The sequence below is a fragment of the Actinacidiphila alni genome (assembly GCF_900112845.1).
Taxonomy (GTDB): Bacteria; Actinomycetota; Actinomycetes; order Streptomycetales; family Streptomycetaceae; genus Actinacidiphila; species Actinacidiphila alni.
This window is the reverse complement of record NZ_FONG01000022.1, coordinates 1-23,616: the sequence shown is the minus strand read 5'-3', so window position 1 is coordinate 23,616 and position 23,616 is coordinate 1. Positions and strand designations below refer to the sequence as shown.

Here is a 23,616-nt window from a genome sequence, read left to right as displayed (position 1 = left end):
GCGCACACGGGCGGGCGCGGCGCCCCGGCCGTCGATGATGCCGGTCATACGGCGCCTCCGGACGGCGGGTTGGCGTGGGACGGGCCGCCCTGGTGGGGGACGCGGCCGGTGCCGCCCGGCGGGTCGGACTCGTCGGCGGCGGCCTCCCGCTCGGCGACGACCCGTTCGACGGCGTCGAGGACGCCGCGGTAGCCGGAGCAGCGGCAGAGGTTGCCGCACAGCGCCTGGCGGGTCTCCAGATCGGTGGGCCGGTGGTTGCCCTCCAGCAGGTCGTGCACGGTCATCGCCATGCCCGGCACGCAGAAACCGCACTGCACGGCGCCGGATTCGGCGAGCGCGCGCTGGACGTCGGAGGGGCGGCCGTCGACGGCCAGGCCCTCGACGGTGCGGACCTCGCTGCCGGCCGCGGTGGCCGCGGGCACCAGGCAGGAGGCGACGAGGCGGCCGTCGACCTGCACCGAGCAGGCCCCGCACTCGCCCTGCTCGCAGCCGTCCTTCGCGCCGGCCAGGCCGAGCCGCTCGCGCAGCACGTAGAGCAGGGACTCGCCGAGCCAGGCGTCGGTGACCGGGCGGTCGGTGCCGTTGACCCGCAGGACGTACGAGGCCACCGGGTGTTCGCTGCGGGTCGGTTCCGGCGCTTCCTCGTCGGGCTCGGAGTCGCCGTCGTCCTCGTCCTCGGCGGTGGCCGCGTCACCGTCCGGGCCGCCCGGTACGAGATCGTCGTCGTCGCCGTCGAGCGCGGGCAGCGTGTCCATGCCCGGCAGGGCGTCGAGGCCGCTGAGCCGGTCGAGCGCGGACAGGCCGTCGACGCCGTCGAGGGCGCCGATGCCGGTGAGCGGGGCCAGGCCGTCGGACAGGCCCTCGGGGTCGTGGAGGGCGCCGCTGCCCGCGGGGCCGTCGGGCTCGCCCGGGGCGCGCGTCCGGGCGGCCTCGGGTCCGGGCTCCGGGTCGCCGGGCGCCGCGAAAGCGCTGTCGGCGGCGGCTTCGTGATGGGTTTCGTGACCGGGAGAAGCTTCGTGACCGGCCGGGCCGGCGGCGTCCCCGTCACCTCGACCGTCCCCGTCACCTCGACCGTCCCCGTATCCGTAGTCGGAGACGTCCGCGGCTCCGTAGCCGGACACGTCCGCGGCTGCGGCGGGCGGCGCCTCCGGATCGTCCACGGCGGCGGACCAGGCGGCCTGGGCGGGCGGCCAGGGTGCGCCCTCCCCCGCTCCGGTGCCGGGTCCGGCGAAGGGCATCTCCCACTGGCCGGTGAGGTGTTCCGGGTCCTGGCCCGGGCCCTGCCCTTGACTCTCCTGGGTCGCGGCCCGCGCCTGAGCGGCTTCGGCCTCCGCGCGGGCCCGCGCCTGTCCGGCGACCGCCGCGCCCTGCCCGAACATCCCGGCGGGGAACGACTGCGTGGCCGCGGGCGACGGCGCCTGGTCCCACGACGACGGCGGGGCGAAGGCACCGACCGAGTACTCCCCCGAATCGCCGTCCGTGTCGTCCCTTATCACCGGGATCGACCACTGCGTGACCGCGTCCCCGTCGTTCGAACCGGGCGGCCCCGCCGGGCCGTGCGCGCTCAGCGGGTCCTCGCCGGGCCGCGGCTCCGGCGGGAGCTGGGCGGCGAAGGAGACGTGCATCGTCTGGTCGGGGTCGTAGTCCCCGCCGCCGGGCACGGGCTGCCAGGTCCCGGACGTGCCGGGGCCGGACGGGGAAGAGCCGGGCGCGCCCGGCTGCGGCTGCGGCTGGTCGGTCATGCCAGTGCCCTCCCGAGCGCTCGACGGGACAGTGCGGCCACGGTACGGCGTAGCTGGACGGCGGCGGGCGGCAGTTCGACGCCTTCCTGGTCCGGGATGCACGCGGCGGCGACGTACTCGCCGAAGGCCGTGCACGCCTCGGGGGCGAGCGAGCGCTCGCCGTCCCAGTCGATGAGTCCCGCCACCCACTGCTCGGCCTCCAGCGGGCGCAGCGGCACCGGCGCGACCGCGCCCACCGAGCAGCGCACCTGGCGGCGCGCGGGGTCCACGACGAGCGCGACGGAGGCGACCGCGCGGCCCGGTCCGGTCCGGCCGGTGGCCTTGAGGAAGGTCTGCGGGGCGTGCAGCAGCGGGATCCGTACGAAGGCGAGGAGTTCGCCGGGGCGCAGCGGGTCCATGCCGGTCAGCAGGTGGCTGACCGGCAGTTCGCGGTCGCCCTCGGGCCCGGCGACGATCACGCTGGCCTCCAGCGCCGCGAGCACCGGCAGGGCGTCGCCGGTGGGCGCGGCGGAGGCGATGTTGCCGCCGAGGGTGCCCGCGTTGCGGATCTGCGGGGGTCCGGCGGAGCGGGCGGCGGCGGCGAGCGCCGGGATGAGGGCGGCGAAGTCCGGCCGCCCCATCCGGGCATGGGTCAGTCCGGCGCCGAGCAGGGCCGCGCCGTCCGCGTACTGCCAGCCGCGGATCTCGCTGATCCGGCCGAGGCCGACGAGCGCGTCCGGGCGCAGCAGCCCGGAGTTCACCGCCGTCATCAGGTCGGTGCCGCCGGCGACGGGCACGGCGCCGGGCATGGCGGCGAGCGCCTCCACCGCCTCGTCCAGCGAGGACGGCAGCGTGACGTTCCGCGCCGTGTGCGCCGTCTCCGCCGCCTGCCGTGCATACGTGCTCACGCAGCCTGCCCCTTCCCGGCCTTTCTCCGTCGCGCGGTAGCCGTACCGTACGTGCTCGCGGTAGCCGTACCGTACGTGCTCACAGCCCGGACGTGGCAACTCTGGCACATGTTCGACGGTGGTCGACGCGAGGGTCCGCGAAGTACCGATCCGTCCGTCACCGGCGCGAACGTACGGCTCTGACGGAATGAACCGCTGTGCCGGAATTGCCAACCTTCGGGTGTGTTGCGGCGGTACGCCACTCCCACGGTGCCAGCTCCGCGCGCGACGGGGGCGGAAAGTCCGGACTCCGTCACCTGAACGGGGTCGGTCACCTGATCGGGGGCGGACCCGCCTTGGGACGGCCGACGATACCGGGACGGCGCTGCCACGGCCGGGGTCCGGCCGGCGGCCGGTACTCCACGCCGAGCGCGTCGAGCCGCGCGTAGTGGGTCCGCATCCGGGCCTCGAAGCCCGCCCAGTCCCGCTCGTCGGGGGCGGGCAGTGGGGACCAGGCGACCTCGGCGAAGGCGGCGAGCCGCGGGAAGGCCATGTAGTCCAGCACCCGTACCGAGTCCATGACTTCGGTCCAGGCGTTGGCCTGGGTGCCGATGACGCGCGCGGCCTCCTCCCGCGTCAGGTCGGCGGGCACCGGCTCGAAGCGGTAGACGTCCTCCAGGCTGCGCGCGTGCGCGATCGGCACCGGCTCTTCCTCGGACTCCGACTGCCGCCAGTCCAGGTAGACATGGCTCTCCGGGCACATCACCACGTCGTGCCCGGCCCGGGCCGCCGCGACGCCGCCGGCGAAGCCGCGCCAGGACGCGACGGCCGCGCCGGGCGCGAGGCCGCCCTCCAGGATCTCGTCCCAGCCGATCAGCCGGCGGCCGCGCTCAGCGAGCCAGGAGTCGAAGTGGCGGATCAGCCAGCTTTGCAGCTCGTCCTCGTCCTCGAGGTCCAGTTCCTTGATCCGGCGCTGGGCATCGGCGGATTCACGCCACTGCTCCTTGGGGCACTCGTCGCCGCCGATGTGGATGAAGGTGCCGGGGAACAGCTCCAGCAGCTCGGTCAGCACGTTCTCGTAGAACCGCAGCGTGGTGTCGCTGGGCGCCAGCACATTGGGGTTGACGCCCCAACTGGTCAGCACCGGCAGGGCGGCGGTGTCGATCACGTCGGCGTTGCCGAGTTCCGGGTACGCGGCGATGGCGGCCTGCGAGTGGCCCGGGATGTCGATCTCCGGGACGACGGTGATGTGCCGCTCGGTCGCGTACGCGACGATCTCGCGGATGTCGTCCTGCGTGTAGTAACCGCCGTGCGGGCGCTCGTCCCACAACGGCGATTCGCGCAGGCCGACTTTGGTGCGCTCGCGCCAGGAGCCGATCTCGGTGAGCCTCGGGTACTGGCGGATCTCCACCCGCCAGCCCTGGTCGTCGGTCAGGTGCAGGTGCAGCACATTCAGCTTGTGAGCGGCCATCAGGTCCAGGTAGCGGAAAACGATGTCCTTCGGCATGAAGTGCCGTGCCACGTCCAGCATGAAGCCGCGCCAGCCGAAGCGGGGGGAGTCCTGGATGTGGCAGGTCGGGACCTTCCACTCGCGCTCGCCGAGGGGGGCTCTGCGGAAGGCGTCCGCGCCGAGCATCTGGCGGAGCGTCTGGGCGCCCCAGAACACGCCTGCGGGGCCGCCGCCGAAGATGTGCACCCCGGAGTCCGGGGCGGCCATGATCCGGTAGCCCTCCGGGCCCAGCTCCCTGGCCACTTCCTCGTCCACGGCCAGCCGGATCACGTCCGTGCCGGACGGTTCCACCGGGGCGAGCGGCAGGCCGGTCGCGCCGGCCAGCGCCGCGCGCAGCCAGCGGGCGGCGCCTTCGGCGCCGGGGGTGGCGGTGAGGGTCGTCTCGGGGCCGAGGACGAAGGCGTCGTCCGTCGCGTACGGGGTTTGGTGGCGGGGGGCCGGGATCAAGTCCATGGGGCCATCCTGCCCCCGGGTCCCCGGATTGGTCTATACCTTGCTTTGTGCCTGGTGGCGCCTTCGTACGGGGTACGGCATCTCGTCTGCCCCATGCGGTGCTTTGCCGACTGCGGACCCGTCGTGGCTGGTCGCGCAGTTCCTCCCCCAGCTACCGCTGGGAGGTGCCCCCAGCGCCCCTGTCGGAGCACGTTCTCCGCTGCCGGCGAGCGAGGTCTTTTCAGGGGCGCGAGGAACTGCGCGAGCAACCCCCACCGGGGCCGCGGCCCGGGGCGTACCGGAGCACCCCTTTCCGACCCGGCACCGGCAAACAGCTAAAGAGCTGAAGCCCTTTCCCGATGAGCGCGGGCGCTCAAGGTGACCGTGAGGGCCGTGCCGGCGAGGAGCCAGGCGAGGTGGGCGAGGGTGAGGGTCTGCCAGGCGGCGTGCGGGACGCGGGAGGCGGCGGCGAGGGCGACGGTGGCGGCCAGGAGAGCGAGGACGACGCCGAGTTGGAGGAGACCGTTCCACGTACGCAGGAAGGCGCGCTCGGCGAAGAGGCCGCCGTACCACCAGCGGACGGCGAGGATGACGACGAGGACGGCCGCCACCCCGGCCGCGGCGACGGCGGAGACCGCCCACAGCGGCCAGGGCGCGCGCTGCCGCTCCTTGTCGCAGGGCAGCACCGTGGTGACCAGCGGCACGAGCGGCAGGACGGCCGCCGCGTTGATCTCCCGTATGCGGCGCAGCCACGGATCGGCGGCCAGTTCGGTGCGGACGGTGGCGCGGATGCCGAGCAGCCGGGCGGGCAGCGGCGTACCGGAGCGGCGCCCGGACACCGAGATCAGGATCACGGCGAGCGCGACCATCGCCGCACCGCCGGCCGCGGTCGCGATGACCTGCCAGACGTCGCCGGTCGCGATCCGGAAGAGCTGGACGCCCAGCAGCAGCACGACGGCGACGGTCCCGGCCAGCGCGCCGCCGCGCGGCGCGCTGAGCTGACTGGGGTCGGCGCCGAGCATCAGCGCGCGTTCGACGGCGCCTTGGTGCTCGGCGCGGTGCCGCCCGGGCACCCGGCCGAGCAGCCCGCGCCCGGAGGTCAGGGAGCGGGCCAGCGCCACCTGCGCCTCGGCCTCCTGCGGGGCGAGCGCGACGGCCCGGCGGGCGGCGGCCACCGCGTCGGGGACGCGGCCGAGCCGCCGGTAGACGTCGGAGAGCAGGACGGACGGCTCCCAGCCGTCGGGGTCGGCGCCGGTGGCCCGCAGGGCGACGGTCAGCGCGGCGTGCGGCTCGTCCAGCGACAGCAGGACCACTCCGGCCAGGACGAAGACGTCCGCGGCCTCGGCGGGCCCGGCCAGGGCCAGCGCCCAGTCGACCGCCTCGCGGGCCTGGGGGCGCCGTTTCTCCTGCGCGAGGATCCAGGCGCGCAGCAGGTAGCCCGCACTGCCGTTGCGCTCCACGAAGGCGTCGCTGACGAGAGCGTGCGCCTCGGCGAACCGGCTCTGCGCGACGAGCGAGTGCACCCGCTCACCACTGCTCGCGTCGTCGTCGGGCGCGTCCGCCGCGCCGAAAGCGCCGTCGTCACCCTGACCGCTGTCCACGTCCGCCCCTGATTCCGCCGGCCGGGAGCGGCGGCCGGCTCACGCCGCCGCCGTCCCGGGAGCAGAGGTCAGCTCTTGCCGCCGCTGCCCTTGCCGGACTTGTCCTTGTCCCCGCCGCCCAGCGGCATGCCCTCGTAGATCTCCTTGCACATCGGGCAGACCGGGTACTTCTTGGGATCGCGTCCCGGTACCCAGACCTTGCCGCAGAGTGCGACGACGGGCGTGCCTTCCAGCGCGCTCGCCATGATCTTGTCCTTCTGGACATAGTGCGCGTAGCGCTCGTGGTCGCCGTCACCGTGGGAGAGCTGCGGAGTCGGCTCGACCAGAGTGCCGGTGCCCGCCCCGCGCTCGGGCTCAAGAGTGCTCATAAGACTCAAGACTAGTTGAGAGACGGATCGTCGGGATACGTGGCCACCATGGCCAGCTCATTGCGCTGCCGCCGCAGCACCGAGCGCCACAGCTGCTCGGGGTCGGGCGAGGACACGTCGCCCGGCTCGGACTCGATCACGTACCAGGCGCCCTCGACCAGCTCCTTCTCCAGCTGGCCCGGGCCCCAGCCGGAGTATCCGGCGAAGATCCGCAGCGAGCCCAGCTCGGCGGCGAGCAGTTCCGGCGGCGCCTCCAGGTCGACCAGGCCGATCGCGCCGTGCACCCGGCGCCAGCCGAGCGGGTCCGCGTCCTCGCCGTCCCTGGCCTCGCCGGGCACCACGGCCAGGCCCAGCGCGGAGTCCAGCGAGACCGGGCCGCCCTGGAAGACCACCTGGGGGGCGCCGGCCAGCGGCGCCCAGGGCAGCAGGACGTCCCCGACGCCGACCGGCGTGGGCCGGTTCAGGACGACGCCGAGCGACCCCTCCGCGTCGTGGTCGAGGAGGAGCACCACTGCCCGGTCGAAGTTGGGGTCGGCCAGCGCCGGTGTGGCGACGAGCAGTCTTCCGGTGAGCGAGGACACCTCGGTCATGGCACACATGATCCCGCACAAAGCGGCCGGACGGTGCGGCAACCCCGTGGCCGAAGGGCCATGGCCGGACGGCGCGGCCGCCGGCGTACGAGCGGGGTGCGGCCGGCAGCGCACCGTACACGGTCCGGCACGCGCAGCTCTGTAGCGAAGTCATGACACGGCCGGAGGCGTGCGGCCCGCCTGGACGGGTCAGTAGGCGCATTACCATTTCTTCCTGCGCTCCGCGCGGCGAGCACCCCGGCCGCGCCCGGCCCCCGTTCCACGAACGCGCACCACAACCCGTACCAACCGTTCCGAAGATCGCGAGATCCATGACCGACATCGCCGATGTACTGCTTGTTCATGGCGGAACCCCCCTCGAGGGCGAGATCCGTGTCCGCGGTGCGAAGAACCTCGTACCCAAGGCCATGGTCGCCGCTCTGCTCGGCAGTGGCCCGAGCAGACTCCGCAATGTCCCCGACATCCGTGACGTCCGCGTCGTCAGAGGGCTGCTCCAGCTGCACGGCGTGACGGTGCAGAGCGGTGAGGAGCCGGGCGAGCTGGTGCTCGACCCGACGCACGTCGAGAGCGCCAATGTGGCCGACATCGACGCGCACGCGGGCTCGTCGCGGATCCCGATCCTGTTCTGCGGTCCGCTGCTGCACCGGCTCGGCCACGCCTTCATCCCGGGCCTGGGCGGCTGCGACATCGGCGGCCGGCCGATCGACTTCCACTTCGACGTGCTGCGGCAGTTCGGCGCCACGATCGAGAAGCGCGCCGACGGCCAGTACCTGGAGGCGCCGCAGCGGCTGCGCGGCTGCAAGATCCGGCTGCCGTACCCGTCGGTGGGCTCCACCGAGCAGGTGCTGCTGACCGCGGTGCTCGCCGAGGGCGTCACGGAGCTGTCCAACGCGGCCGTCGAGCCGGAGATCGAGGACCTGATCTGCGTCCTGCAGAAAATGGGCGCGATCATTTCCATGGACACCGACCGGACGATCCGGATCACGGGTGTCGACAAACTGGGCGGTTACACCCACCGGGCGCTCCCGGACCGCCTGGAGGCGGCCTCCTGGGCGAGCGCGGCGCTGGCCACCGAGGGCAACATCTACGTCCGCGGCGCGCAGCAGCGGTCGATGATGACCTTCCTCAACACCTTCCGCCGGGTCGGCGGCGCCTTCGAGGTGGACGACCACGGCATCCGCTTCTGGCACCCGGGCGGCCCGCTGAACGCCATCGCGCTGGAGACGGACGTGCACCCCGGCTTCCAGACCGACTGGCAGCAGCCGCTGGTGGTGGCGCTGACGCAGGCGTCGGGGCTGTCCATCGTGCACGAGACGGTCTACGAGTCGCGGCTCGGCTTCACCTCCGCGCTCAACCAGATGGGCGCGCACATCCAGCTCTACCGCGAGTGCCTGGGCGGTTCCGCGTGCCGCTTCGGGCAGCGCAATTTCCTGCACTCCGCGGTGGTGTCGGGCCCGACCAAGCTGCAGGGCTCCGACCTGGTCATCCCCGACCTGCGCGGCGGCTTCTCGTACCTGATCGCGGCGCTGGCCGCGCAGGGCACCTCCCGGGTGCACGGCATCGACCTGATCAACCGGGGCTACGAGAACTTCCTGGAGAAGCTGGAGGGCCTGGGCGCCCACATCGAGCTGCCCAGCGCCGTCCCGGCCGCCTCCTGACGCGTACGCACCGGTGGCCGGACATACGGAAGGGCGGTCGCTCCCCCCGGGGAGCGACCGCCCTTCGCGGTGTGGTTACTTGCCCTTGGCGGCTTCCTTGAGCTTGGAGCCCGCCGAAACCTTCACGCTGTAACCGGCGGGGATGTTGATCGGGTCGCCGGTCTGCGGGTTGCGCGCGGTACGAGCGGCACGGTGGGTGCGCTCGAAGGTCAGGAAGCCGGGGATGGTGACCTTCTCGTCGCCCTTGGCCACGATCTCACCGACGGTCTCAGCGAACGCGGCCAGTACGGCGTCGGCGTCCTTGCGGGTCACCTCGGCGCGCTCGGACAGAGCGGCCACCAGCTCACTGCGGTTCATATCTGTACTCCCGTGTTCTTTCTGCCATGGGGGCGCGAGCTCGAAGCTGTTGCTGTGTGCCTCACTGCCCAGGTGTGCATCCTGCCCCCATATATGGGGGGAAAGCCAATCCACCGACCGCGCGAGTCGCACAAAAAACGATGCGATTGCACGGGGACGCCACGGGGATGACGGATTGTCGTCACATGGTCGACGCGCTGAATCCGTTTGCCGGACGGATTGTCAGACCGTCCCAGGAGTCGCCGCGGCGGCGGCGACCGCGGGCCCCTGCGCCTTGGCCGCCTCACGCACCGCGTCGGCCACCGCGCCGGCCACCTTGTCGTTGAAGACGCTGGGAATGATGTAGTTGGCGTTCAGTTCGCCGTCGCCCACCACGCCCGCCAGGGCCCGCGCGGCGGCCAGCATCATCTCGGTGTTCACGGTGCGGGACTGGGCGTCCAGCAGGCCGCGGAAGACGCCCGGGAAGACCAGCACGTTGTTGATCTGGTTGGGGAAGTCGCTGCGGCCGGTGGCGACCACGGCGGCGGTCTCGCGGGCCACGCCCGGGTCCACCTCGGGGTCGGGGTTGGCGAGCGCGAAGACGATCGCGCCCTCCGCCATCCGTGCCACGTCCGTACCGTCCAGGACGTTCGGCGCGGAGACGCCGATGAAGACGTCGGCGCCGGTCACCGCCTCCTTGAGCGTGCCGGAGACGCCCTCGGGGTTGGTGTTGTCGGCGATCCAGCGCAGCGCCGACTCGGGCGAGGCGTGCACCAGGTCGTCGCGGTCGCAGTGCACCACACCGTGGATGTCGGCGACCACCGCGTGCTTGACGCCGGCCGCGAGCAGCAGCTTGAGGATGGCCGTACCGGCCGCGCCCGCACCGGACATGACGACGCGTACGTCGCCGATCTGCTTGCCGACCACGCGCAGCGCGTTGGTGAGCGCGGCGAGCACCACGATGGCGGTGCCGTGCTGGTCGTCGTGGAAGACCGGGATGTCCAGCGCCTCGCGCAGCCGGGCCTCGATCTCGAAGCAGCGCGGCGCGGAGATGTCCTCCAGATTGATGCCGGCGAAGCCGGGGGCGATGGCCTTGACGATCTCCACGATCTGGTCGCTGTCCTGGGTGTCCAGGCACAGCGGCCAGGCGTCGATGCCGGCGAAGCGCTTGAAGAGCGCCGCCTTGCCCTCCATGACGGGCAGCGCCGCCTTGGGCCCGATGTTGCCCAGGCCCAGCACCGCGGAGCCGTCGGTGACGACCGCCACGCTGTTGCGCTTGATGGTCAGGCGGCGGGCGTCCTCGGGATTCTCCGCGATGGCCATGCAGACCCGGGCGACGCCCGGGGTGTAGATCATGGAGAGGTCGTCGCGGTTGCGGATCGGGTGCTTGGACTGCATCTCGATCTTGCCGCCGAGGTGCATCAGGAACGTACGGTCGGAGACCTTGCTCACGGCGACGCCCTCGATGCCGCGCAGCTTGCTGACGATCTCGTCGGCGTGCGCGGTGGAGCTGGCGGCGACGGTGACGTCGATGCGCAGCGTCTCGTGGCCGGACGCGGTGACGTCGAGGCCGGTCACGGACCCGCCCGAGGACTCCACGGCGGTGGTGAGCTGGCTGACCGCGGTCCCGCTCGCGGGGACCTCCAGCCGTACCGTGATCGAGTACGAGACGCTTGGCGCCGTTGCCATGACGACCTTCTTCCAGTTCCTGGTGGTGCTGCCTGCCCGTCGATCGTTGCACCTACCGGCGGGTACGCGTAAACCGCTGCGGTAAAGATTGGAAGAATACTTCCGCGATGCGGGATCGACGCAACCGGGTGGTGGGAAGAAGAGATTTTCGCCTCACGGGAAGAGGTTCCGGGGGCCGTTTGTTAGCCTGGGTGAGGCACCGGCTCGATCCAAGCCCCCGGGCCCAACCTTAGGCGCTTCGAGCGCCCACTTGCCGCGAGGCGAGCATGGCGGGTCGGTGTCGCAGACGTGAACCGCCCCTCCCGATTCCGGGAGGGGCGGTTCTGTTTCAGTCGCGCCGCAGCAGGTCCGGCACCCCGTCGGCGTCCGGCAGGTCCCCCGGTCCGGCAAGGACCATCAGCCGCTGCGTCGCCCGCGTCAGGGCGACGTACAGCACCCGCAACCCCGCAGGGGACTCCTCCGCGATCTCCGCAGGCGACACCACGAGCGTGGCGTCGTACTCCAGGCCCTTGGCCTCCAGGCTGCCCAGTGCGACGACCCGGTCGCCGAGCCCGTCGAGCCACGTCCGCGCCTGCGCGCGGCGGTTCATGGCGACGACGACGCCGACGGTGCCGTCCACCTCGGTCAACAGCCGCTCGGCGGCGGCCCGTACGTCCGCGCCGAGGTCGTCGCCCGCCACCGCGTACTGCGGCGCGATGCCGGTGGAGCGGACCGCGCGCGGCGACTCCATGCCGGGCATGGCCAGCGCCAGCACCGTGGCCGCGACCTCCGCGATCTCGGCGGGATTGCGGTAGTTGACGGTGAGGGTGAAGCGCCGCCGGGGCCGGGTGCCGAGCGCCTCGTCCCGGGCGCGGTTCGCCTCGTCCACGTCCGTCCAGGAACTCTGCGCCGGGTCGCCGACGATCGTCCACGTCGCCGTACGGCCGCGCCGCCCCACCATCCGCCACTGCATCGGCGTCAGGTCCTGCGCCTCGTCCACGATGACGTGCGCGTACTCGGTGCGCTCCTCCTCCAGCCGGTCGGCGCGGCTGCGGCGCGCGTCGTTGCGGTCGGCGAAGGTCGTCACCTCATCGAGGCCGGTGAGCTGGTCCAGCGGGTCGGCCTCGCGGCGCTTTGGGCGCGGCACAGGCCCGAGCAGCATGTCCAGCTCGTCCAGCAGCGCCACGTCGTGCGCGGTGGTGCCGGAGCGGCGCAGCGAGCGCGCCACCCGGCGGACCTCCGGCGGGGTCAGGACGCGGCGCGCCCAGCGGGCCAGCCGCTTCTCGTCGGCGAGCGCGGCCAGCACCTCGCGGGCGGTGAGCACCGGCCACCAGGCGTCGAGGAAGTCGGTGAAGTCCTGCTCGGTGGAGATGTCCTCGTCGAAGCCCTGCCGTTCCTCGGCGGCCAGTTCGGCGTCGTCGAAGCGGCGGCCGGTCCTGCGCCACAGCGCGTCCAGCAGCAGCCGGCGGGCGCGCGGGCGCAGCAGATTGACCGGGGCGGTGCCGCCGAGGATGTTGTGCCGGATGCCCGCCAGTTCCTGCTCGGACAGCTCGACGCGGCGGCCGAAGGCGACCACCCGCAGCGTCGTGGGCCGGCCCGGCGCCAGGTCGAGGGCGCCGCGGGCGGCGTTGCGCAGCACCTTCTGCATCCGCAGGGACCCCTTGATCCGGGCGACGGCCGGATCGTCGTACAGGTCGGCGCTCACCCCGTCGACCAGCGAGCCGACGGCCCGGATCGCGACCTGGCCCTCCTCGCCGAGCGAGGGCAGGACGCCCTCGGTGTACGACACCAGCAGCGGCGTCGGGCTGACGCACAGGATGCCGCCGGAGTAGCGGCGCCGGTCCTGGTAGAGCAGATACGCGGCGCGGTGCAGGGCGACCGCGGTCTTGCCGGTGCCGGGGCCGCCGGACACCTCGGTGACGGACGCGGCGGGCGCGCGGATCACCATGTCCTGCTCGGCCTGGATGCTCGCCACGATGTCCCGCATGGTGTGGCTGCGGGCCTGGCCGAGCGCCGCCATCAGGGCGCCGTCGCCGACCACCGGCAGGCCCGTGGTCAGCTCCGGGCGCAGCAGGTCGTCCTCGACGCCGAGCACCTTGCGGCCCTTGGAGCGGATCACCCGGCGGCGGACGACCCGGCCGGGGGCGACGGGCGTCGAGCGGTAGAACGGCGCGGCGGCCGGCGCCCGCCAGTCGATCACCAGCGGCGCGTACTCGGCGTCCAGCACGCCGATCCGGCCGATGTGCAGGGTCTCGGCGATGTCGGCGCTCTTGTCCTCGCGCACCGCGTCGTCGGCGGGTTCGACGGAGGTGTAGGCGCCGTCGGAGCCCTTCTTGCCGTCCTTGCCGCGCAGCAGGTCGATCCGGCCGAAGAGGAAGTCCTCGAACTCGCTGTTCAGCCGGTTGAGATGGACCCCGGCCCGGAAGACCTGCGCGTCGCGTTCCGCGAGCGCGCCGGGTGTCCCGACGTGGCCGCGCTGGGCGGCGTCCCGCATCAGGAACTCGGCCTCGTCGATCTTCTCCTCCAGCCGGCGGTACACCCGGTCCAGGTGCGCCTGCTCGACGGCGATCTCCTGATCCCGGACCCCCGGCTGGGCTGTGGTCTGCGCGGCCACGCAGGACCCCCTTCTTCATCACGTCGTGCGCCGCCCACGTGCGTGACAGGCACGTGGGGCAGCCTGCAACCGTACGCGACCTGCGGGCTTCTGCACACTCCGGCGTGCGGTCGGGTCTGAGGACCGGTCAGCTGTCCGGGGCCCGCGGCGCGGGCTCAGCCCTGGGAGGTGGTGAGGGTGCTGCGGCGGCGGTGCCGGGCGACGCGCTCGCGGTTGCCGCAGATCTCGCTGCTGCACCAGCGGCGGCGCCGGCCGCGCGAGGTGTCCAGGTACACCAGGGAGCAGCTCTCGCCCTCGCAGCGGCGCAGTTGGGTACGGGCCAGCGGGTCGGTGAGCAGTGCGACGGCGTCTCTCGCGACGGCCGCGAGCAGCCCCGCGGGCTCGGGCGGCGCGGCCAGCGCCCGTACCAGGGTGCCGCCCTCGTCGGCGACCGCCCGGGGCGCGGGCGGGGCGGCGAGCGCGGTGGCGTTCAGCTCCGCGACATCGGCCGCGGCGGGCCGCTCCCCCGCCACCTCGGCGGTCACCACCCGGAAGACGGCCGCGCGCAGCGCGCGGAATCCGGCCAGCCAGCCCTCGTCCACGGCGGGCCGCGGGCCGGCCGCCGGGCCGCGCGGCACCAGGCCGCTGCCGTACAGCCATTCCGCCAGCCGTTCCGGCGAGTGCAGCCGTTCCTCCTCGGGGCGGCCGGCCCGGGTGGCGACGAGATCGAGACACAGACGGCCGGTGTCGAACCGCAGCGGGCTCGTTCCCCTCATCGTCCGCCGCCTTCCGCCCGCCGGTCACCTCTCCCCAGGGTGCCCGCAGGCAGCCCTTCCGGGCTAGACCACGCGTAGGGGCCTTGCGACGCGGATCTTGCGACGCGGATCGGTCCTGGGGCCTACGAGGCGGAGTCGTATTTGTTGTCGGCGTGCGGGTCCAGGGAGAGGCGGTAGCCGCGTTTGACGACGGTCTGGATCAGCTTGGGGGCGCCCAGGGCCGTACGGAGGCGGGTCATCGCCGTCTCGACGGCGTGTTCGTCGGTGCCCGAGCCGGGCAGGGCGCGCAGCAGGTCGCCGCGGGCGACGACCCAGCCGGGGCGGCGGGCCAGCGCCCGCAGCAGGGCCATACCCGCGGGCGGCACGGGCCGCAGCTCGCCGTCCACCACGGCGGCCTGGCCGCGTATCTCGACCTGGTGCCCGGCCACCGGCAACGGCCTTACGCGGCCGGGCAGTTCGCTGGCGATCAGCTGGACGAGCGGGCCGAGCCTGAAGCGTTCGGGCTGCCGGGTCGGCACATCGTGGGCCTGCAGCGGCAGCGCGGTGACCGGGCCGACGCAGGCGGTCAGGACGTCGCCGCGCAGCGCCGCCACCAGCTCGTCGAGCTGCCCGCGCTGCCGGGCCCGGTCCAGCAGGGAGGCGGCGGCCGGCGCGCTGGTGAAGCTCACCGCGTCCACCGCACGGGCGACCACGGCGTCCAGCAGCCGGTCCACGGGCGCGAGGTCCTCCGGCGGCATCCAGCGGTAGACCGGCACCGACACCACACGGGCGCCGGCCGCGCGCAGCGACTCGATGAAGCCGGGCAGCGGCTCGCCGTGCAGCTGGACGGCGATGGTGCGGCCGTCGACGCCCTGTTCCAGCAGCCGTTCCAGCACCTCGGCCATGGACTCCGAGGCCGGCGACCACGCCTCGCGCAGCCCGGCCGCGCGCACCGCGCCGCGCATCTTCGGCCCGCGGGCGAGGAGTTCGACCTCGGCGAGGCGGCGCAGCAGCGCCTCGCCGTAACCCCAGCCGTCGGCGGCCTCGATCCAGCCGCGGAAGCCGATCGCGGTGGTGGCGACCACGATGTCCGGCGCGTCGTCGATCAACTGCTTGGTGGTGGCGAGCAGTTCGGTGTCGTCGGGCAGCGGCACGATGCGCAGCACGGGGGCGCGCAGCACGGCCGCGCCGCGCCGTTCCAGCAGCGCCACCAGCTCGTCGGCGCGGCGGGCCGCCGTCACTCCGACCGTGAACCCGGCCAGCGGCGGCACTCCGCCGCCCGCGCCGGGCCGCCCCCGGCCCCGGCCGTGCTCCCGGCCCGGGCCGGGGTCCTGGCTCCGGCTGTGGTCCTGCCCCTGCATGGCTGTGCCCCGCTCGTCTGGGTGCCCGGCCACCCCGCCGGGGACGGCATCGTCCCAAGGCGGGGTGTCGGGTTCGGTTCGCCGGGATTTCCCCGGTGTTACGGACACCTGCGCGGTTCGCGGCCCGCTCACACCTCCGCGTACGCCGCCGCCCCGGCCGGTGCCGCTTCTCCCGCCGTGACCGGCGCGCCGGCCGGGCGCCGCAGGTATACGGCCCAGGTCAGTACGTAACACAGCGCGTAGTAGCCGAGGAAGGAGAAGAAGGCCGGGGTGCCGGAGGAGGCGTTCAGGAACGACTCGCGGAAGGCGAGGTTGATGGCGACGCCGCCGAGTGCCCCGACCGCGCCGATCAGCCCCATCGCGGCGCCGGACAGCCGCCGCCCGTACGCGTCGGCCGCCTCGCCGGTCAGGCCGTCCGCCTCGGCCTTGCGCCGGAAGATGCCGGGGATCATCTTGTACGCCGAGCCGTTGCCGACGCCGGTCAGCACGAACAGGGCGATGAAGCCGACCAGGAACAGGGCCAGCGACTTCTGCCGCGACGCGACGATGACGACGCCGGTCGCGGCGGCCATGGCGAGGAAGTTCCACAGCGTGATCCGGGCGCCGCCGAACCGGTCGGCGAGCCGGCCGCCGACCGGGCGGACCAGCGAGCCGAGCAGCGGGCCGATGAAGGTGAGGTCGGCGGCCTGGAGCGGGGTGCGGCCGAACTGGTTCTGCAGCACCAGGCCGAAGGCGAAGCTGTAGCCGATGAAGGAGCCGAACGTCCCGACGTACAGCACCGACATGATCCAGGTGTGCGCGTCCTTGGCGGCGGCCAGCGCGGCGCCCGTGTCATTGCGCACCGGGGCGAGATTGTCCATGTACAGCGCGGCCAGCGTCGCCGCGAGGACCACCAGCGGGATGTAGACGGCGAGCACGATCCGCGGGTGCGCGGCGCCCGCGGTGCCGATCACCAGCAGGCCGGTCAGCTGGATCGCGGGCACCCCGATGTTGCCGCCGCCCGCGTTGAGTCCGAGCGCCCAGCCCTTCTCGCGCAGCGGGTAGAAGGCGTTGATGTTCGTCATCGAGGAGGCGAAGTTGCCGCCGCCGACGCCGGTCAGCGCGGCGACCACCATCAAGGTGGTGTACGACGCGCCCGGCTTCATCACGAAGGCGGCGGTGACCGTGGGGACCAGCAGCAGCAGCGCGCTGACGATCGTCCAGTTCCGGCCGCCGAATTTCGCCACCGCGAAGGTGTACGGCACCCGCATCACGCCGCCGACCAGCGTCGGCATCGCCACCAGGAAGAATTTGCCCGCCGGGTCGACCCCGTACTCCGGCCCCATGAACAGCACCATCACCGACCACAGGCTCCAGATGGAGAAGCCGATGTGCTCGGACAGCACCGAGAAGACCAGATTGCGCCGCGCGACCTGTTTTCCGCCGCCCTCCTCCCAGAACCGCTCGTCCTCCGGGTCCCACTCCTCGATCCACCGACCCGCCCAGCGACCCGCCGACCCACTCATGCCGCGCCTCCCACCGTCGTCGCCCCTTGGCCTTCGGCCCGACCCTAGGAACGCCGCGTTACCTCCCCGTGGCCCGAGGTGACGGAAGCGCAACCATGCACTCACCCGGGGCGGGGGCGGGGTGTGAGCGCGCGCCCTGCCGGGCGGAAGGATCCGTCGTACGGGGCGCGGGCCGGTGCCGTTTCCGTCAGAGCCAGCCGCGGCGGGCGGCCTGCCAGGCGAGCTGGGTACGGGTGGTGGCGCCGGCCAGTTCCATCATGTGGTGGACGCGGCGCTGGAGGGTGCGGCGGCTGAGGTTCATCTGGGTGGCGATGGCCTTGTCGGCGACGCCCGCGACCAGCAGGGACAGCAGGCGGCGGTCGGTGGCGGACAGCGGGTCGGCGGGGCCGACGCCGGAGGTGCCGGTGACCGTGCCGGAGGCGGTGACGTGCAGCGGCACGGCGTCCTCCCAGTAGCGCTCGAAGAGCGCGATCAGCGCGTCGAGCAGGCTGCTGTCGCGGACCAGCGCGGTGGACGGCTCGTCCGGGCTGCCGTGCGGCCCGCCCGGTACCAGCGGGAAGATCGCCACCGACCGGTCGGCGACCGCGAGCCGCAGCGGCAGGTGCGGGACGGCGCGGGCGAGTTCGCCCTTGCGGACGGCCGCCGCGATGTTGCCGACGGCGCCCTCGTCGTCGAAGAAGTCCCGTTCGTAGAGCACCCGGTAACGCACCCCGCGGGCGAGCGCGTCGAATTCGGCGGTGTTGCTGCCCGAGGGCATCGCCACGTACTGCGCCTTGCAGAACCACAGCATCTCGTCGCGCGCCCGGTCCTGGATCTGCCGCAGCCGCTGCCGCAGCGCCTCCGCCCCGGTGATGACCTCGATCAGCAGGCCCGCGTCACGGCGGCGGGCCGCGGCCCGGTAGGTCTCCAGCAGGTCCGTCGCCGCCGACCGCGCCAGGTCGAGCGCGTCGGCGCGGTGCTTGAGCTGCGGCAGCAGCGCCACGTCCGGCGGGTGCGCGCGGTAACGCGGCGGCCGCCCGTCGGAGGGGCTGGCCATCGCCTTGGCCGCGAGCGCGGCGAGCGCCGCCGCCGCGTCCTCCTGGCTGAGGCCCGAGTGCTCGGCGATCTCCTGCGCCGAGGCGCTGTCCCTCGTCACCAGCAGCCGGTACGCGGTTTCCTCGGCATCGGTGATCCCGGCGGCCTCCAGCGCCATGGCACCCTCCTCGCAGGCCGGCGGCGAAGTGAGGGGCCACCGTACTACGAGCGCAGAGGCCGGTTCCGGGGCAGGCCCGGGGGCCGCGGCCGGGCCGCGGGGCCGGCTCGGGGCACCCGGCGGGGTGTTCCGGGTACGGGCCGGGGCGGGCAGGCACCCCACTGGCCCGCCCGCCCCGGCGGCGGTGCGGTCGGCGGGCGGGCGCGCCGGTGGCACGCGCCGGTCCGCCGACCGCCGTTCACATCCCCCTCACCCCCGCCACAGGTAGGCGCGCGTCACGGTCTGCCGGACGCGGTCGCCCGCGGCGTCGCGGGCGGTGACCCGCAGCGTCACGTACGCGTCGCCCTTGCCGTGGCCGGACCTGGTGAGCCGGGCGTCGAAGGTGTTGTGACCGCGGGAGTCGACGCGGGCCGTGCTCCAGGTGCGCCCGTCGTCGTACGACGCCTGCACCTCGACCTCGACGCCCTTGGGCACGGCCGCCCCGTCCTGGGCGCGGACCGTCAGGCCGACAGTGTGCGAGCGGCCGGCGCGTACCGCGTTCCGGGCGTCGACCGGGACCGCGTAGTCGACCTGGAGCAGCGGCAGGAGCGCCGCCTGAGCGGTGCTGCCGGACCGGAACCACCACGAGGTGCTGGTGCCGGTCGCGTACTCCCACTCCGGGGAGACCCGCGACGTCGTCACGTCCAGGCGGAAGTCGGCGCTGCCCGGGGCGACTTCGACGTCGGTCCACGGGGAGTCGGCGGTGCCGACCAGCGTGCCGTTCCTGAAGAGCGCCGCCGAGGCGGAGTCGCCGTCCGGCGGATCACCTTGCGCGGCAAGGGAGTTGCCCGCAGTGTCGGCGGCTCCGCCGAATCCGCCGAAGCCGCCATCGGTCGCGGCCCGCGCCCAGTGCCCGTCCCCGGAGTCGGTGAACTCCGGTATCCGCAGGTCGAGTACGTCGCCGACCCGTACGCTCGGGGTCCGGGTGCCGCGCGGGATCGACGGCCGGACCACGGCCTGCTGCCACGCCTCGGCGGGCTGCCGGCCCGGCCGGTAGACGGTCGCGGGGCCCACCATCCCGGCCTTGAGCGGTACGTCGATGTCGAAGGTCGTCTCCTGGTTGACCCGGTGCTGCCACAGCGTGCCGTCGGTGCTGAGGTATTCGGTACGGGTCAGACCCGTCGGCACGTTCCTGGTCTCCTCCCAGGCCACGCCCTGGTACGGCCGCCACGCGAAGCGCTGCTCGCTCGCCCACGGCGTGCCGCCGTTCTCGGCGTAAGTGCTGGGAATCACCGCGCTGTTGGCGTTCGAGACGGTGTACACGACGTGCCGCGGAATCCGCCGCGCGGACGTCTGCACGACGTCGTAGAAGTACGGGCTGACGACCGTCCCGCCGAACCGCACGGTGACCCGCTTCTTCGCGATCCTCCCCAGCAGCGCGTCCCCTTCCGCCTTCCCGACCCGTACGGTCGGGATCGCGTTGCGCTCGCCGGTCGGATACCAGCGGGTCCAGCCGAAGTCGGAGAAGTGCACGATCAGCAGCGCGCGCACCCCGGCCTTCGCGGCCAGCGCCGCCAAGTCCCTCTCCCCTTCGCCGGTTTCATTGCGGACCACGGCCAGCTTGCCGCGCGCCCTGCTGAAGTCGGGCTGCTGGAGGCTGCCCGCGTCGACCGCCGTCAGATCCGCGCCCCGGTCGCCGAACGCCGGCGAGTACGAGGTGTAGTAGCCGGTCAGATCGATACCGGTGCCCGGCGCCCGCATGGTGAGCTGCGGCGCGGCGAGCTGCCAGCGCGAGCTGAACTCGAAGTCCCCGTCGGTGACTCGGTCCGTCGGGCTGACGTAGAGCTTGCTGAGCGTGCCGGTGAAGAACTGCTCGGCCTCCAGCATGCTGCGGCCGTCGATGCTGCGGTACGTCTGGTAGTACGGCACACCGCTCTGCTGGGCGGGCCGTGGCGTACGGATCTCGACCGGGGTGGTCCTGCGGGCGTCCACGGTCACGGCCGTGTCCTTGGTGAGCTTGACCTCCGGCAGGACGACCAGCCGCTCCTCGACGCCCTTGGGCGTCATCTCCTGGAAGGACGCCCGGACTTGGTACGTGCCCTCCTCCAGGTCGGCGGCCGAGACGCCGTCGCCGGTGCCGAGCGGGTAGAGCAGCCCGTTCGCCCCGAAGACGCTCAACGCGGGCTGGGCGAGGGCGCCGTGCGCGTCGTACGCGGTGACCGTCAGGGTGTGCACCGGGCCGTGGGCGACGAGGGCGAGCGTGGTGTGCACCGCCGCGCGGCCGTGCGGTGTCGCGGTGAGATAGCCGTAGTAGGAGCCGTGCTCGACCTTCGACGGGTCGACGGTGAGCGGGAGTCGGGAGGTCCCACCGGCCGGGACGGTGACGGCGCTTGCGTCACCGTCGTCGCCGAGGCGTACCGCTCCGGTGCCCGGCTCCCGGCCGCCGGGGGTCGCGAGCGTCATGGCGAGCGCGAGGGTGACGGGCGCGTCCGAGGTGTTGGTGTACGTGATGGTGTGCGTCGCCGCCGGGTCGCCCTCGTGGACGTCGCCGAGGAAGACGGTGCCGGTGGCCGTGACGGGGCCGAGCGCGGCCGCCGACACGTCGATCCGGCCGCCGCCCTGGTCGGTCACGGCCTGCCCGTCCACGGTGTGCGCGGTGCTGATCAGCGCGTCCTTGAGCTGCCGCGCCGTCCAGCCCGGGTGCCGCTGCGCCAGCAGCGCCGCCGCGCCCGCCACGTGCGGGGTGGCCATCGACGTACCGGACAGCGTCACGTAGTACGGGTCGACCGGGTCGCCCAGTGTGGTGCCGGCCGCGCGGGCCGCGACGATGTCCACGCCCGGCGCGGTCACATCGGGCTTGACGGCGCCGTCACCGGGGCGCGGGCCCCGGCTGGAGAAGTCGGCGAGCGCGTCGTGGCTGTCGACCGCGCCCACGGTCAGCGCGTCGTCCGCGACACCGGGGATGCCCACGGACTGCGGCCCGCTCTGCCCGTTGTTGCCCGCCGCCACGACGAACAGCGTGCCGCTGGCCTCGCTGATCTCGTTCAGCGCCAGGCTCATCGGGTCGGTGCCGTCGCTCTCGTCGTCGGCGCCCAGGCTCATGTTGACGACCTTGGCGCCCTGGTCCGCGGCCCACTGCATGCCCGCGATGACCTGCGAGTCCGAGCCGTAGCCGTCGTCCCCGAGCACCTTGCCGACCAGCAGGTCCGCCGCGTCGGCAACCCCCCGGCGCGCACCGCCCGAGGCCGCTCCCGTACCGCCGATGATCGACGCCACGTGCGTACCGTGCCCGAAGTGGTCGCCCGTGCCGGTCGGGCTCGCGGTGAAGTCCTCGGCCTTCGCGATCCGGCCCTTGAGGTCCGGGTGCGTCCCGTCGACGCCGGTGTCCAGCACCGCGACCTTGACGCCGTCGCCCTCGTAGCCGGCCTGCCACAGCGGCGGGGCGCCGATCTGGTCCATGCTCGTGGGGTCGGCCGCTGCCTTCACGCGGGCGTCGAGCCAGATCTTCGGAGCGGCATTCGCCGCCTCGATCCGGGGCTTCGCCGGGTCGGGCACCAACTGCTGCCAGAAGTCGCCGAGTTCGGCGTCCGGGACGCTCAACGAGCGGGCGTCGATGCTGTTCAGCTCGTGGGTGGGGGTGGCGGTGTCGGCGTACGCGGTGAGCCGGTCCACGGCGGCGTCCTTCGCCGTCCCCGCCTTCCCGGTTTTCCCGGCCTTCCCGGCCTTCCCCGCTCCCTGGCCGACGATCAGCGGGAGCGACGCCCGGTGGGCCTCGTCGTACTGCTGCGCCACCAGCCCGGTGACGTCGAACAGCCGCCGGTCCAGCGTCCCGGCCCGCACCAGCGGGTCCGCGTCGGACGGCAGTACGGTGAGCCGCCCGTCCGCCTCCGAGGTGTGGAACACCACCCCTTCCCGCCCGGCCCCCGGCCGCACCGACGCCGTGTGCCGCCCGTCCTGCGCCGTCGTGACCGTCACCCGGTCGCCGGTGATCAGCCGTACGGTGGCGCTCGTCCCGGCATCTGTCCCCGCGCCTGTTCCCGCACTGCTCATGACAGCGTTGTCGGCCGCGTTGTCAGTACCGCCCGAGGCGCCCTGAGCGGCGGTGGCCACTGTCGGTAACGTCACGGATGCGGCCAGCATCAGCCCTGTCGACACGACCGCCGCGACGCTGGTTCGTCTCATCGGTCCAGCCCCTTTCCATGCATGTGCACGCGATGCTGGAAAGAATCCGGCCGCCCCGCCTCACCTGTCACCGGTTTCCCGTGGCACGCATGCGACGTGACGCAACGGCGCCACGCGCGAACGGCGGGGCGGCGCCCCGGGAGGAATGCGCTGGCACCGCTCGGCGTTGGTCCCGTACGATGGAGTCAGCAACCACCCCCGGGTGGTGCACCTTGAAAAAACAACATGGGGATGATCGGTTTCGACTGGGGATGTCGAAGCAGGGGAAGCGAGCCGAGGAAGCGGCAATGATCTCGTTAACCATATGTCGCAACCAATAATCGCCAACACCAAGCGCGATTCCTTCGCCCTCGCTGCCTAAGTAGCGACTTGCGAAGTGTCAGCCCGGGGGTGATCCCGACCCGGATCCTGGCATCATCAAGGGATCTAAACTTCTCAGGCCGGTCACGGGCCTGAGAAGGAAATCAAACAGTGACTGAGCCCGTCGGCGGCTTGTCCGCGTGACTGCCGGGGCCGAGAAAAGCACAGCGGACTGCGCTCGGAGAAGCCCTGTTTCCGCACCACAGGACGCGGGTTCGATTCCCGCCATCTCCACCAACGCAGCTTTACTCGAACCCTCATCCGTGAGGGAGACAGCGAGTAGGTCTGCACTGGTCAACCCCAGACGTACGGCGTCTTCCGCAAGGAAGGCGCCGTTTCGTCTTTCTAGGACCTTGTCAGCCTCAGCGCTCAGACTCACCCCTCGTTCTGCCTCGATGAGGGGTGCGAACGGCTCGGCCAACTCGTGGCCGGCGACAACCGGCGCATCGTACACCGCGTCGAGGTACAGCCGCGTGAACACGGCCCGGTTGAGCACCTTGCGCCCGTTAGACGATTCGTGCGGCCAGGGTGATGCTCTGAGCAGCCTCATGGAGGTTGGGACTAGGCCGTTTCTTTCGGATCATCTGGCTGACCAGATGAAGATGGCGGCGAGGTGGAGTCCGGCGAGGTAGATGGTGGCGGTCTTGTCGTAGCGGGTGGCCAGGCCGCGCCATTGCTTGAGTTTGTTGATGCACCGTTCGACGGTGTTGCGCTGCTTGTAGGCGTTGCGGTCGAAGGCCGGTGGACGGCCCCCGAGCCGGCCGCGCCGCTTGCGGTTGGCGGCTTGGTCCGCCGGCTGCGGGATCACCGCCCGGATTTTCCGCTGCCGCAGATGGGATCGGATCGCGCGGGACGAATATGCCTTGTCGGCCAGGATCACGTCCGGTGTCGTCCTGGGGCGGCCGGTCGGTCTGGGCA

General features: G+C 72.9%; 16 protein-coding genes and 1 other RNA gene. 2 read left to right on the top strand and 15 right to left on the bottom strand.

Annotation, left to right across the window (positions count from 1 at the left end; translation table 11 throughout):
• Window positions 1–44: 44 nt before the first annotated feature.
• The 6 genes from BM076_RS37700 to BM076_RS28645 all read right to left on the bottom strand — a co-directional run bounded on the left by BM076_RS37700 (window position 45) and on the right by BM076_RS28645 (window position 7,109).
• Window positions 45–1,742 carry a 2Fe-2S iron-sulfur cluster-binding protein gene (locus BM076_RS37700; RefSeq protein ID WP_245796463.1) on the bottom strand — a complete coding sequence of 566 codons (1,698 nt, stop codon included), beginning with the start codon at window positions 1,740–1,742 and terminating at the stop codon, window positions 45–47.
• Complete coding sequence (locus tag BM076_RS28665) at window positions 1,739–2,629, bottom strand: FAD binding domain-containing protein (protein WP_177246663.1); 891 nt, start codon at window positions 2,627–2,629, stop codon at window positions 1,739–1,741. Before BM076_RS28665 ends, BM076_RS37700 begins: the two co-directional genes overlap by 4 nt.
• 310 nt (window positions 2,630–2,939) lie before the next feature.
• Window positions 2,940–4,571: a beta-N-acetylhexosaminidase gene (locus BM076_RS28660; RefSeq protein ID WP_093716641.1), complete on the bottom strand. Its 1,632-nt coding sequence runs from the start codon at window positions 4,569–4,571 to the stop codon at window positions 2,940–2,942.
• 314 nt (window positions 4,572–4,885) lie between these two features.
• Window positions 4,886–6,151, bottom strand: coding sequence for a tetratricopeptide repeat protein (locus BM076_RS28655; protein ID WP_093716640.1), 1,266 nt, complete (start codon window positions 6,149–6,151; stop codon window positions 4,886–4,888).
• Between the two features lie 68 nt (window positions 6,152–6,219).
• On the bottom strand, window positions 6,220–6,519 hold the full coding sequence (locus BM076_RS28650; RefSeq protein ID WP_093716639.1) for a DUF3039 domain-containing protein: 300 nt from the start codon (window positions 6,517–6,519) through the stop codon (window positions 6,220–6,222).
• An 11-nt stretch (window positions 6,520–6,530) separates the two neighbouring features.
• The gene (locus BM076_RS28645) at window positions 6,531–7,109 is read right to left on the bottom strand and encodes a YqgE/AlgH family protein (RefSeq protein ID WP_093716638.1); all 579 of its coding nucleotides are present in this window, start codon (window positions 7,107–7,109) and stop codon (window positions 6,531–6,533) included.
• A gap of 311 nt (window positions 7,110–7,420) precedes the next feature.
• Between BM076_RS28645 and murA the strand changes: the two genes are divergently transcribed.
• Window positions 7,421–8,767 carry a UDP-N-acetylglucosamine 1-carboxyvinyltransferase gene (gene murA / locus BM076_RS28640; protein WP_093716637.1) on the top strand — a complete coding sequence of 449 codons (1,347 nt, stop codon included), beginning with the start codon at window positions 7,421–7,423 and terminating at the stop codon, window positions 8,765–8,767.
• Between the two features lie 75 nt (window positions 8,768–8,842).
• Here murA and BM076_RS28635 read toward each other — a convergent pair whose 3' ends face one another.
• From BM076_RS28635 to BM076_RS28600, 8 genes are all read right to left on the bottom strand, one after another.
• Window positions 8,843–9,124: an HU family DNA-binding protein gene (locus tag BM076_RS28635; protein WP_093716636.1), complete on the bottom strand. Its 282-nt coding sequence runs from the start codon at window positions 9,122–9,124 to the stop codon at window positions 8,843–8,845.
• Window positions 9,125–9,346: 222 nt separating this feature from the next.
• Window positions 9,347–10,792 (bottom strand): NAD-dependent malic enzyme, encoded by a 1,446-nt coding sequence (locus BM076_RS28630; RefSeq protein WP_093716635.1) that lies wholly within the window; start codon window positions 10,790–10,792, stop codon window positions 9,347–9,349.
• Window positions 10,793–11,120: 328 nt separating this feature from the next.
• Window positions 11,121–13,385 carry a HelD family protein gene (locus BM076_RS28625; RefSeq protein WP_093716634.1) on the bottom strand — a complete coding sequence of 755 codons (2,265 nt, stop codon included), beginning with the start codon at window positions 13,383–13,385 and terminating at the stop codon, window positions 11,121–11,123.
• Window positions 13,386–13,540: 155 nt separating this feature from the next.
• On the bottom strand, window positions 13,541–14,140 hold the full coding sequence (locus BM076_RS28620) for a CGNR zinc finger domain-containing protein (RefSeq protein WP_093716633.1): 600 nt from the start codon (window positions 14,138–14,140) through the stop codon (window positions 13,541–13,543).
• A gap of 122 nt (window positions 14,141–14,262) precedes the next feature.
• Complete coding sequence (locus BM076_RS28615) at window positions 14,263–15,480, bottom strand: uroporphyrinogen-III synthase (protein WP_093716632.1); 1,218 nt, start codon at window positions 15,478–15,480, stop codon at window positions 14,263–14,265.
• Between the two features lie 128 nt (window positions 15,481–15,608).
• The gene (locus tag BM076_RS28610) at window positions 15,609–16,985 is read right to left on the bottom strand and encodes a nitrate/nitrite transporter (protein WP_093716631.1); all 1,377 of its coding nucleotides are present in this window, start codon (window positions 16,983–16,985) and stop codon (window positions 15,609–15,611) included.
• Between the two features lie 187 nt (window positions 16,986–17,172).
• A complete protein-coding gene (locus BM076_RS28605) occupies window positions 17,173–18,177 on the bottom strand; it encodes a helix-turn-helix transcriptional regulator (RefSeq protein WP_093716630.1) in 1,005 nt (334 codons plus the stop codon).
• Window positions 18,178–18,426: 249 nt separating this feature from the next.
• The gene (locus BM076_RS28600) at window positions 18,427–22,338 is read right to left on the bottom strand and encodes a S8 family serine peptidase (protein WP_093716629.1); all 3,912 of its coding nucleotides are present in this window, start codon (window positions 22,336–22,338) and stop codon (window positions 18,427–18,429) included.
• A gap of 227 nt (window positions 22,339–22,565) precedes the next feature.
• Here BM076_RS28600 and ssrA point away from each other — a divergent pair.
• Window positions 22,566–22,935, top strand: a transfer-messenger RNA (tmRNA) gene (gene ssrA, locus BM076_RS28595).
• A gap of 343 nt (window positions 22,936–23,278) precedes the next feature.
• On the opposite strand, the gene BM076_RS28590 is transcribed toward ssrA, so the two are convergent.
• The coding region (locus tag BM076_RS28590; RefSeq protein ID WP_143120666.1) for a transposase at window positions 23,279–23,616 on the bottom strand (338 nt) is incomplete at its 5' end.